The following is an 11,847-nucleotide window of genomic DNA, read 5'->3' on the forward strand; positions in this document are numbered from 1 at the left end:
TATCCTTTTCTTAAATAAGTGATTGTATATGAAGGACACCGTTGAGACTAATCTGCCTGTAGAAGAAACCGGCAAATTGGAAGAAGCTAAAGCTCCGGTTATCGGATCGGAAGAAACTCCGAATAATGTTGAAAACACAGTTTCGGAAGAAGAAGTTACTGCTGTCAGCAAGTTAACCAAAGAAGAAATTGTCAATAAACTAACAGAGTTAGTTGAAAAATCGGCAGAAACTTCCCGTAGCGAAGTAGAATCTTTGAAACAGACATATTATAAGATTCGCCGCAGCGAGGTGGACGAACTAAAGAAAGCTTTCCTTGAAAATGGGGGAGAAGAAAAGGATTTTGTAGCTCCTGAAGATGAAACAGAAAATCAAATCAAGAATTTACTAGCTACATATAAAGAAAAAAGGGCAGCTGTTCTTGCAGAAGAAGAACGTATAAAAGCAGAGAACTACACGCTTAAACTTCAACTAATTGATCAACTAAAAGCGTTAAGCGAAAGTCAGGAAGACTTCAATAAACTATATAACGACTTCAAGGATATTCAACAGAAATGGAAAGATATCAAAGCCGTTCCACAAGAGCATGTAAACGACTTGTGGAAAGAATATACAACTTACAGCGAAAAGTTCTACGATATTATAAAAATCAATAACCAGTTCCGTGACTACGACTTCAAAAAGAATCTTGAATTAAAGACAGCTCTTTGTGAGACAGTAGAAAAACTGGAAAATGAGCAGGATGTTATTTCAGCTTTCCACCAATTACAGAAACTGCACCAGCAATGGCGCGAAATTGGTCCGGTAGCGAAAGAGTTGCGCGAAGATTTATGGACCCGTTTTAAAAATGCATCTACAGTTATCAACAAACGCCACCAGGAACATTTTGAGAAGCTGAAAGCAAAAGAACAGGAAAATCTGGAAGCTAAAACTGCAATCTGTGAAGAAATTGAAGCAATAGATTTCAGCACTTTGAAATCATTCAAAGACTGGGAGGAAAAAAACAAAGAAGTCATCGCCTTACAGGAAAAGTGGAAAACCATCGGTTTTGCACCAAAGAAATTCAATGTAAAGATTTTTGAACGTTTCCGCGCCGCTTGTGACATTTACTTTAATAAAAAGAGTGAATTTTATAAGGCCATCAAAGAGGAGATGGAAAAGAATCTCGAACTCAAAAAGGCATTATGTGAGAAGGTTGAAGCCTTAAAAGACAGCACAGATTGGAACGTTGCCACAGAGAAAAGCTGTCTGGTCGTGTGGTTGTTGTTCTCCCTCTTTTCTCTCTCCCTCTCTCTTTCTTTTCCTCGCTCTCTTCCTTTTCTTTCTTCTTTTTTCTTTGTGTTTCCTCTCCCCTCTTCTTTTCTCTTCTCTCTTCTTTTCCTCTCTGCCTTTTTCCTCTCTTCTTCCCTCTCCTTTTTTTTTTCTTTTCCCTTCCTCTCTCCCTCCTCCCCTTTTGNAAAACCATCGGTTCTGTAGCCCGCAAACATTCAGATCCTATCTGGAAACGTTTTATTTCTGCTTGTGACTATTTCTTTGAACAAAAAAATAAAAATGTAGTCTCACAAAAGAGCATCGAACAAAATAACCTGTCTGCAAAAAAAGCATTAATTGAAAAAATTAACAGCCTAAATGAAACAGACCCTGAGGAGGCTTTGGCAACATTGAAAGGTCTTATGTCTGAGTGGAGTTCCATAGGTTTCGTCCCATTCAAAGAAAAAGATAAAATATACAAAGAATATCACGAAGCTATAGACAAACAGTTTGACCGTCTGAAAGTAGACAAGAACGACCGTAAGATGCAAAATTTCCGCAGCAATCTGAATGATATGGCCAGCGGCGAACACAGCAAAGGCAAACTTTACGGAGAACGTGAAAAGCTAATGCGCATGTACGAACGCATGAAAAATGAACTGCAGACTTACGAAAACAACATCGGCTTCCTTAGTGTTTCATCAAAAGGTGGTGGCGGCCTGTTGAAAGAGATGGAACGTAAGATCGAAAAGCTGAAGGAGGATATGGAGCTTACAATCAAAAAGATTGAAGCAATTGATGAAAATCTTGAATAAACCAAATTCGAAAACATAATAATTAATGAAGCCGTCCTCTCAACAAGACGGCTTCGTTATTTTATCTGCTATGACCAGAAAAATTCATTACTTTAATCCGGGCCATGAAACAGCCATACTTTTAGGAACAGAAAACTATACTCCGCCAGCCAATGTACAAAGAATGACAAAAGAGCTGGCTTTCTTGCCCGCATGGTATGCAAATCCGGAGGATTATGTACTAATAGATGAAATAAATTCTCTTCACTTTCTATCTTTACAACCCGAAGTATTTCATCCGTTTGCCACTCCTGTAATGCCCAAAGAAATAAACAAATTTATTTCTTCTTCCGAAAAAACAGAAGCGGCTCCCTGGGGATTATCACCTCATAGCATCCAATTATTTGAAAAACTAAAAAAGAAATTTGCACTAAACATAGCTGTCCCAAGCTGGAAAGAAGAATACAAACGCTTGGCCGGACGGCAAACGGCAGCCGAATGTCTGGAGATGTTACGTAATTTATTACCAGACATTTCAATTCCTTCTACCCCGGCATTTTGCACCCAAATTGATGAAATAAAAAAACACCTTACATTACACCATGCGCCCTTTATTCTGAAAACCCCATACTCTTCTTCCGGAAGAGGATTGCATTGGATAAACAGGCCTGAACTGACCGACAAAGACAAAGCCTGGATAAACGGGGCTTTCAACAAACAAGGAACCATCAGTATAGAATACGGCCTGGATAAAGTACAAGATTTTGCTATGGAATTTTATTCCGATGGAAAAGGAACGGTAGAATACAAGGGTCTGTCTGTTTTCAACACAGAAGAGAAAGGTTCTTATTCCGGTAACATTTTACAGAATCAGGAAGACATGAGAGCCCTGCTTTGTCGTTATTCGGACAAAGACAAGTTTCAACAAATTCAGAATGCTGTTTGTCTGGCATTACAAAAAATATATGGCAATATATACACGGGGTATTTAGGTGTTGATATGCTGGTATATAGAGAAAAGAACGGAAACTATTCCATTCATCCCTGTATTGAAATCAATATGCGGTACACAATGGGAATGGTAGCCATTCGTTTATTTGAAAAGTATATAGACCTCAAAAAGAAAGGTAATTTCTGTATTACCTACAGCCATCAGACCGGTGAAGCATACGAAAACCATCATTTTATGGAAAAAGCTTATCCATTAAAACTGGAAAACGGTAAGATTACAGAAGGTTATCTCTCCCTTTGTCCGGTTACAAAGGAAGCCCGTTACAGAGCTTATATATTAATGACATAATATCTATCGCCGGCATAATTGCTCTATTATTTCTGTATCCTGTGGATATACAGCCTGCAATTCTTTCTTCTTCGCCAATTCAAAGTCTGCATATTCAAAACCGGGGGCCACAGCGCAACTTACCAAACTAAAGCCATAAGGCTCTTTCAAACGAGCGGCAAACCATACTCCAGGCTCAATAGTTATCTGTAATTCCCCGTCTTCCCTATCTGATAACTCGCGGACAACCAAACAACCTTGCTCAAACGAATAAATGAATAAAGGCTCTCCTTTATGGAAAAACCAGCTCTCGGGCGATTTAATACGGTGAAAAGCAGAAAAATCCTGACCTTCCAGCAAATAATAAATTGTGGTAAGAACCCTTTTATCAGAAGGATACCCTTCAAGCGGTTTCCAACGTTCAGGACGATATACCTCCTTACAATAACCTCCTTCCGGATGCGGAGTCATACCTAAACGTCCGATCCAATATTCGGCCAGCGTCTCATTTTCCATCATACCCATATTCATACCACAAACTATTTATCAGATTAATACAGTTCCTATAAAATATCCGTCAGAATTTGTTTAAACACCACCTCCCTGAAATTGCGAGCTACCGGTATTTTATGTATTCCAATAAGCAACTGGTTCCCTTCCAGACCTTCTACCATCAACTTATTAACTATATAAGAACGGTGCGTTTGTAAAAACTGGGCTCCTGGTAATGATTTCATGATTTTTTTCATGGAAGAGTGCACAGTAAACTTGCCGGAAGGTAAATAGATAACAATATAATTCTCCATTCCTTCAATAAAAAGGATGTCCTTCAAAAACACCTTGATCATCTGCTTGTCACTCTTTACAAACAAGTATTTATCAAGATTGTTAGTTGTATTCATCTCTTTTTGCAATATGTTGTAGACCTTGTTAACTGCTTTCAGAAACCGGTCGAACGAGATTGGCTTTAACAAATAATCTGTCACATCCAACTCATACCCCCGTAAAGCATATTGTTCGTAAGCAGATGTAATAATTACCTTCGGAGGATTTGCCAGTGTTGCCAAAAGATCCAGTCCGGAAAGGTAAGGCATCTCTATATCCAGCAAAAGCAAATCCGGCTGTTCCGTTTTCAATAACTTATCCAATTGAATAGCATCTTCGCATACACCGGTAAGTGTAAGAAAATCTACTTTCTCCACGTAAGAAACCAATCCTTTACGGGCCATTGGTTCATCATCGGTAATTACACACTTAACAGGTTGCATCTTCTAACACAATAAACAATTTTACAACAAAAATATTATCTTCTTTACTAATTTCCAATGTATGTTTGCCAGGATATAACAGGGCAAGCCGCCTCCGCAGATTATCTAAACCGATACCGGCACGTTTACGAGTTTGGATAACAGAAGGCGGTATAGAGTTTGTTACACTAAAAAAGAGTCCGTTCTTTTCTTTTCGTGCAGTAATATCTATTTTATAATCGCCTCCTACATATTTAAAAGCGTTCTCCAACAACGGTAATAATAGTAGAGGAGAGACTCTATACTTCTGCAAAGACGGATCAAAAAATGTATTCAGTTCCAGCCTCTCGTTTGCACGGAGCTTCTGTAAGGCAATATAGGTATTCAAATAATCAAACTCTTGCTCCAATAACACTTTGTTATCTTCCGAATACAATTGATAACGCAGCAACTCCGACAACATTTCTATAGTACGCCGCGGCTCCTTATTCTTTTCATCTATCTGGAAATAAATTGTATTTAAGATATTAAACAGGAAATGAGGATGATATTGAGATTTCAAGAATTTCAGTTCCATCTCCAATTGATCCGTTCTTATCTTTTCCAGTTGCAAAGTTTGCCGATGATAATCCGTTTCCAACTGATTCGTACGAAGAATGATATAATAAATCAAAAAAAGTGGTATGTAAATCACATTGGCTACTACATAATCAGTAATAATATTTCCCATATATAAAACACCTAGCCGGTCACCAACAAACATTATCAAATTCATGACAACCAACAGGTTCAGTATTATCAGCATACATTCCGGAACAACAGATATTTTCAATTTCGGCCTTATCCGGGAAAGAAAATACCGGCTGGCAAAATCAAAAGCGTAGCACATTACAATCGTAGTACACAAAGCAAATAGATGGTACTTCATAGGACCACTGCTCCACGGTATTTCATATCGCAACAAATCTGTGGTAAACCGAATACAGTTAAACATCACGACTCCAAGAAACAAAGGGGACAGAGCACGAAACAAAAACTTCATATATATTATTTTATTACAAATTTATCCTTTTACTTTCATCTATACTATTTTTTGAGCGACTCTCTTTTGCATTATATCCACTATTAAAACGGTAAGAAAATGAGATGCCGATAAGAGACTGGCCCTCGTGTTCTTTTACAGAGGCTTTCTGATCGGGTGTAACCACATCCATATTTCGATTGTACGTATTAAAAATATCTCTCGCATATAATTGTATGCTCCCTTTACCTTTCAGTATTTGCTTTTTGATACCCGCATCCATCTGCCAGACAGGAGCCATTAAAGCCTGCCCCGCAGCTATCTTGCTTCTATAAGAGACATTCAACTCGGCCGACCACCCTTTTCCAAAAGAAAACAGATTATTGAATCCTCCCACAAAAGCCAATCGTTTGCTTACTTGTTCTTCTCCGTCTGCCAACCACCGAAAATGATTATAAATAGCAGATGCATTTACATTTATATCCCAGAAAGATGTAAACGGCAAATTAGAGGTACTGATACGCGGCCCCAAACTAAAAGCCGAAGAATAATTGGCCGGCGAAACCAGTATCCGGTTATCGTCCATCAACGAAAAGCTCTTTACTATTACATCATGAATGTGCGTAAAGAAAAAGCTTGCCTTAAACAACGTCTTATGAATATACGCAAACTCCAGATTATTGGATAGCTGGGGCTTTAACATAGTATTCCCTTGTTCATAAGTATAGTCGTCGAAGATGTAAATAAAAGGATTCAAGTCGCCGTAGTCAGGACGTACAATCCGCCGGCCATAAAATAAAGACAGACTACTTTCCCTAATGCTGAACAGCACTAACAGCGTAGGGAATACGTTTGTATAATGTTGTGTGAAAGAAGAGTCTCTTTGAAGAGAGTTTCCCGATTGTTTTCCGGTAACCCGCGTGTTTTCTACCCGTAAACCGGCTTCTATATGTATCGGCTTGAAATCTGCTTTCAGCTGCAAATAGCCCGCATTAATGTTTTCTTCATACACAAAACAATTACTGATAGAAGCATTATAAATATACTCTCCATTTAGTACATCTGCATAATTTGCGCTATTATCCAGTTTTACAAATGATGTCTTTGCACCTGCATCCAACGACCATTTATCACCATGAGATAAAGCCAGGTTCACTTGTCCTGTATACAGGTTTAATATCCCATTCATATGTCCTTGCAAAGAATCTCTTTTTTGTCGATCAAAAGTTGCATCATAAAATACGTCGTGCTGGAACTGATTATCATTATATTTAAAACGGAGGTAGTCAAAAGATGCATCCAACCTTTTTCCTTCCGAATCGAATTTATGAGTAAAATTTACTCCGGCCGTCAGATTCGTAGTTTTCTTCCGGCTGTCATTCCACGTATACCGGGTTGAATCCGATTGCTCCCTTAAAGTTTTAAAATAGGAATCCATTGTCCCAACCCGGTGTTTATCATAATGATTACCATCAAAAGTGAAACCTAATGTGCTACGATTTGTCAAATAATAATCAAGGCCAAAGCGATAATAGTGCATCTTGTTAAGATCGCGCCGATAAGAATCCTGATGCAGATTTAATCCGGTATCTTCACTTGTGCGTGGATCAACAAATACACGGTCAATATTCAGTTCATCATATTCTTGCCCCTGGTAGTAAGAATAAGTTGCAAACATATTAAACTTTTCATTCCGGTAATTCAGTGACGCACTACCATATCCGGTAGAGTAACGCCCTTGAGTAAAGTTTCCGTTAAGCGCGATATTCGCTCCCCGGAGTTTGATCTTACGCGTGTGAATATCGATAACTCCCGAGTTTCCGCTGGCATCATAGCGTGAGGAAGGATGCGTAATAATATCTATCTTTTCTGCTGTTGTAGCGGGCGTGGATTTCAATAGGTTTATCAGTTCCTGTCCGCTCAGATAGGTAGATTTGCCGTCCATCAAAACATTGACTCCGGACTGTCCGTTCAACATGATTGTCCCGTCATTATTCACAATCACACCAGGTAATCCGCGAAGGGCATCATACAGGCTACCCTGGTTACGAGCTACAGAAGCATCTAGCCGGAAAGTTGTTTTATCAGGCTGTATTTGTACTGACGGAAGTTTAGCTATTACAACTACTTCCTCAATCTTTTGGTCTGCAATTGTATCGGTTTGTGCCCACAACGAGCTTACCGAAAGATATATTATACTTAATAATAAAAGATAAACTTTACACATAGCACCTCTATTTTTGATTTTAATTCAAAAGTAGAGGTGCCACTTTCATTCTTCAAATAAATATGACGAATGGAATGGTTTTGTTGACTAACGGTTAAATCATCTACCCGGGAAGTGTCTCCTGTTTCAATTGTTCAACAAATTTATCTATCCGCTGCATTTCTTTAGGAATATTAATACCTTGCGGACAATGCTCGTTACACTGGTTGCACCCGGTACAGTGGTCTGCCTGGCGAAGTTTAGGTACACTACGATCATAACCAACCAAAAAGGCACGGCGAGCTTCCTTGTAGTTTGCATCTCCTTTACTTTGTGATACGTTACCTTCATTCACACATTTATTATAATGCAAAAGGACTGCCGGAATATCAATTGCATAAGGACAAGGCATGCAATATTTACAATCATTACACGGAATTGTAGGATATGCAATTATCAATTCTGCTGTTTCCTCCAGAAAATCTTTATCGTCATCAACCAGAGGTACAAGTGGAGCATATGTACGGATATTATCCTGTAAATGTTCCATATAAGTCATGCCACTTAACACCGTAAGAACATTCTCCGGCGAACCGGCAAAACGAAAAGCCCATGAAGCAACACTATCGTCAGGACGACGTTGCTTTAGCCGTGTTACAATATGATCCGGTAAGTTGGAAAGCCTGCCCCCCAATAGTGGTTCCATAATAACAGCAGGGATTCCGCGTTTTTCAAGTTCTCCATATAAATATTCGGCATTGACATTTTGGGCAGTAGCATGCTTCCAATCGACATAATTCAATTGTATCTGCACAAAGTCCCATTTAACCGAATCATGCATGGCCAGCACCTGATCAAAAACGGCCACATCCCCGTGGAACGACCATCCGAGACGACGGATACGACCTGCTTCACGTTCTGCAATCAAAAAATCTAATATTCCATTGTCAATATAACGCCTGTTAAAAACCTCCATTCCACCACCACCAATAGCATGAAGCAGATAATAGTCAAAATAATCGGTTTGCAAATCTTCAAATGATTTCCAGTACATTGCTATAGAGTTCTCTCTTGATGAATTGGCAAAGTTGGATAATTTGGTAGCAATAAACAACTTCTCACGTGGATGCCGTTTCAGAGCAATACCCGTAGCCTTTTCCGACCAACCTTGTACATACACAGGAGATGTATCAAAATAATTCACACCATGTGCAATTGCATAATCCACCAATTCATTTACCGCATCCTGATCAATCAGATCACCATTGCCATCAGGAGAGGGTATTGTCGGCCAACGCATACATCCATACCCTAATAAAGAAACTTTATCTTCATTACCTGGCAGAACACGGTATGTCATCCGGTCTGTAGGAACAACAAGAGAAGCATTTCCTACAGAACTTTTCTCCGGTTTAGAAGTACAACCATAAAGTGTAGCCGTTGTAGTAGCTGCAGTAAGTCCTACAATATTTAAAAATTCGCGACGATTTATGTTCTTATCTTGTTCTTTCATGTTGTTAGTCTTTATAAATAAATTATATAATCCGGTGAACCAAATGCCCCTCCACATAAATAGCAGAATATGGACGAGAAGGGCAAAGATTTTCGCAAGCGCCACAACCTATGCAACGCTCTGTATTAATAACCGGAATCTTATGTGAAGTTTTATCATCCTGATTAATTGCAATCATTTGGATTGCTTCTGTTGGACAATGACGTGCACAATTTCCACACTCTACCCCGTCTGTATTTACCACACAATATTCCTTTAACCATACAGCATGTCCAATCTGGATCGCTGATTTATCAGCTTTTGTTATCGGGCGTATGGCTCCAGCCGGACAAACTTCTGAACATTTGACACACTCAGGCCGGCAATAGCCGCGTTCATAAGACATTTCCGGCTGCATCAGAGTCATCAAGCTATCTGAAGGGCTCAATACTTGATTCGGACAAACCGTAACACAAAGCTGGCATGCCACACAGTGCTGCGTCATATTACGAACGCTTAACGCCCCCGGAGGCGCAAGTGGTGTTTGACGCAGAGGAGCTTTCCGTTCTTTAATCGGCGCAAGTCCTCCATCCTTCTTCATCTCTACATTTTTTATCTTTTTCTCTTGTGCTTTCAAGGTACCCGCCATTGCCGTCAAGATTGTTGCAGATAAAGCTCTTCGGCGAGACAAGTTTATCGTCTGTTCCAACTTTTCGTCACTCTTCTTCCTCACCATCCATACAGGCTTGTAAGTTATCGCTTCGCGCTGGCAATTATCTACACAATTCATACAAACCACACAACGGCTATTGTCTATTTTATGTTCTCTCGGATTGATACATGCCGCTTTACAGCGACGCGCACAAAGCCCACAATTATTACATTTATCCGTATCTATTGTAAAACGAAACAATGAGAAACGAGAAACAAAACCAAGTAGTGTCCCAACTGGGCATATAGTATTACAATACGTACGACCATTACGAAATGCCAATACGGCAAGAATTAAAAATGTTACCAGAGCAATTACTAACGTCGACAAACTCTTCATCCAAACCTCTGTTTCATAAAATGCATAACTGTTTGCACGTTCCGCTAAATAAGCCAGCATATTATTGCCCCATAGCCAAAGCGGATTAAACAAATTATTAACAATCCGCCCGTAAGAACTATAAGGAGCCAATAATGCTACCGCCGAATTAAACCCCATTACCATTGCAAGGATAAACACCGCTAATACACCGTAACGCAACCATGACATCTCAGGCGAATATGAATACGGCAATTTCTTTCCTGCCTTTCCTATACGGGCTAATATATCCGAGAATACACCCAGAGGACAAATAACAGAACAGTAAATACGTCCAAACATGAATGTAAGAGCTAGCAGAAACAAAACAATTCCAACATTGAGAGCCAATAAAGCCGGAAGAAACTGTATCTTAGTCATCCAGCCAAACCATGCATGTATTGTTCCTGTAAAATCAAGAAACAGAAGAGTAATAATTGATATGAATGCAACAGCCAATATCAATCTGATTTTTCGTAGCATACTGTAAATATTATTTATTATTAATACAAAGATGACAGAACAAAATTAACAAAAAAAGAGCTTTTTCATTAAAACGAAAAATAAAGAATTTATCACGAAAAAGGAGACATCCTTCATCGGGCATCTCCTCTCTCTTGTGTGGTTTTTACATTTTAAAGTCACAAAACAATTGCTAATCTACATTTTTATAATCTTAATTTTGGATAACTCAAAACAACCTAAAAAGAGTTATTATACATTATTCACCATCCAGGATTTAAACTCGGAAGCTTTATTTTTACTTATATAGATACGCTCCGGAGCTTCTACATCCAATGTCACAAGAAGGCGGCTATCAAACCATATCGTTATATTCGTGACGCTATCCCTGTTAAGAATATATTGTTTATTTGCCCGGATAAAAGTTGCCGGACTCAATATTGGCATTATTTGCTCCAATGTCTTGGAGTATGGATATTTGCTTCCGTCTCTTAAATATATATACGTGCTTTTATCTGACGTATAGAAAAAAGAAACTTCATCCAGATTAACCGGCAGTAACCTGTCTTTATATGGTACTAACAGTTTATCCTTATATTTACGTGCAGGAGCAAGCTGCGCCAATCTAGACAAATATTGGATGACATCAAGATGTGTCAATTTACTATATTTTTCCAAAGCATGCTTCACGTCTCCAACCTTCACAGGCTTCAGCAAATAATCTATACTATTCACCTTAAATGCTTCTATTGCATATCTGTCATAGGCTGTTGTAAAAACGACAGGGACTTCCAATTTTATTTTATCAAAAATAGTAAACGCTGAACCATCGGATAAATGAATATCCATAAATATTAAGTCTGGTAACAGATTAGACTGCAACCAGCAAACTGTTTGAGTAACACTCTCTGTATTGCCTGTTATTTCAATATCCGGTGCAACTTCCGAAAGAATACCTATTAAATTTTCGTAGGCCGCAGTTTCGTCTTCAACAATCAACACTCTCATATTCGCTGTTTTTAAAAGGC

Annotated in this window: 8 protein-coding genes and 2 pseudogenes; 3 read left to right on the forward strand and 7 right to left on the reverse strand. The window is 38.9% G+C overall.

The window, feature by feature from the left end; translation table 11 throughout:
* Window positions 1–28: 28 nt before the first annotated feature.
* The 3 genes and pseudogenes from CTY47_RS09765 to CTY47_RS09775 form a co-directional block, all read left to right on the forward strand.
* Window positions 29–1,245 (forward strand): annotated as a pseudogene (locus CTY47_RS09765) (DUF349 domain-containing protein); the annotation flags it as partial.
* A 210-nt stretch (window positions 1,246–1,455) separates the two neighbouring features.
* Window positions 1,456–2,064 (forward strand): annotated as a pseudogene (locus CTY47_RS09770) (DUF349 domain-containing protein); the annotation flags it as partial.
* A 25-nt stretch (window positions 2,065–2,089) separates the two neighbouring features.
* Window positions 2,090–3,343, forward strand: a complete 1,254-nt coding sequence (locus tag CTY47_RS09775) for a hypothetical protein (RefSeq protein WP_394340712.1) — start codon at window positions 2,090–2,092, stop codon at window positions 3,341–3,343.
* A 3-nt stretch (window positions 3,344–3,346) separates the two neighbouring features.
* Here CTY47_RS09775 and CTY47_RS09780 read toward each other — a convergent pair whose 3' ends face one another.
* The 7 genes from CTY47_RS09780 to CTY47_RS09810 form a co-directional block, all read right to left on the reverse strand.
* Complete coding sequence (locus tag CTY47_RS09780; RefSeq protein WP_233202141.1) at window positions 3,347–3,853, reverse strand: cupin domain-containing protein; 507 nt, start codon at window positions 3,851–3,853, stop codon at window positions 3,347–3,349.
* Between the two features lie 32 nt (window positions 3,854–3,885).
* Entirely contained in the window at window positions 3,886–4,590 is a 705-nt protein-coding gene (locus CTY47_RS09785) for a LytR/AlgR family response regulator transcription factor (RefSeq protein WP_099464570.1), read from the reverse strand.
* A complete protein-coding gene (locus CTY47_RS09790; protein ID WP_099464571.1) occupies window positions 4,577–5,611 on the reverse strand; it encodes a sensor histidine kinase in 1,035 nt (344 codons plus the stop codon). Before CTY47_RS09790 ends, CTY47_RS09785 begins: the two co-directional genes overlap by 14 nt.
* 13 nt (window positions 5,612–5,624) lie before the next feature.
* The gene (locus tag CTY47_RS09795) at window positions 5,625–7,817 is read right to left on the reverse strand and encodes an outer membrane beta-barrel protein (protein WP_099464572.1); all 2,193 of its coding nucleotides are present in this window, start codon (window positions 7,815–7,817) and stop codon (window positions 5,625–5,627) included.
* A gap of 103 nt (window positions 7,818–7,920) precedes the next feature.
* The gene (locus tag CTY47_RS09800; RefSeq protein WP_099464873.1) at window positions 7,921–9,309 is read right to left on the reverse strand and encodes an aldo/keto reductase; all 1,389 of its coding nucleotides are present in this window, start codon (window positions 9,307–9,309) and stop codon (window positions 7,921–7,923) included.
* Window positions 9,310–9,331: 22 nt separating this feature from the next.
* Window positions 9,332–10,840 carry a 4Fe-4S binding protein gene (locus CTY47_RS09805; protein ID WP_099464573.1) on the reverse strand — a complete coding sequence of 503 codons (1,509 nt, stop codon included), beginning with the start codon at window positions 10,838–10,840 and terminating at the stop codon, window positions 9,332–9,334.
* A 231-nt stretch (window positions 10,841–11,071) separates the two neighbouring features.
* Entirely contained in the window at window positions 11,072–11,827 is a 756-nt protein-coding gene (locus CTY47_RS09810; RefSeq protein ID WP_099464574.1) for a LytR/AlgR family response regulator transcription factor, read from the reverse strand.
* Between the last annotated feature and the right edge of the window lie 20 nt (window positions 11,828–11,847).

Origin of the sequence: Parabacteroides provencensis (genome assembly GCF_900232875.1) — a bacterium.
In the GTDB taxonomy this organism is placed as follows: Bacteria; Bacteroidota; Bacteroidia; order Bacteroidales; family Tannerellaceae; genus Parabacteroides; species Parabacteroides chinchillae.

What these genes read in the sequence shown, in the direction of transcription:
- CTY47_RS09790 (WP_099464571.1), bottom strand. Translation starts at nt 5,611, where the DNA reads ATGAAGTTTTTGTTTCGTGCTCTGTCCCCTTTGTTTCTTGGAGTCGTG.
- CTY47_RS09810 (WP_099464574.1), bottom strand. Translation starts at nt 11,827, where the DNA reads ATGAGAGTGTTGATTGTTGAAGACGAAACTGCGGCCTACGAAAATTTA.
- CTY47_RS09775 (WP_394340712.1), top strand. Translation starts at nt 2,090, where the DNA reads ATGAAGCCGTCCTCTCAACAAGACGGCTTCGTTATTTTATCTGCTATG.
- CTY47_RS09780 (WP_233202141.1), bottom strand. Translation starts at nt 3,853, where the DNA reads ATGAATATGGGTATGATGGAAAATGAGACGCTGGCCGAATATTGGATC.
- CTY47_RS09785 (WP_099464570.1), bottom strand. Translation starts at nt 4,590, where the DNA reads ATGCAACCTGTTAAGTGTGTAATTACCGATGATGAACCAATGGCCCGT.
- CTY47_RS09800 (WP_099464873.1), bottom strand. Translation starts at nt 9,309, where the DNA reads ATGAAAGAACAAGATAAGAACATAAATCGTCGCGAATTTTTAAATATT.
- CTY47_RS09805 (WP_099464573.1), bottom strand. Translation starts at nt 10,840, where the DNA reads ATGCTACGAAAAATCAGATTGATATTGGCTGTTGCATTCATATCAATT.
- CTY47_RS09795 (WP_099464572.1), bottom strand. Translation starts at nt 7,817, where the DNA reads ATGTGTAAAGTTTATCTTTTATTATTAAGTATAATATATCTTTCGGTA.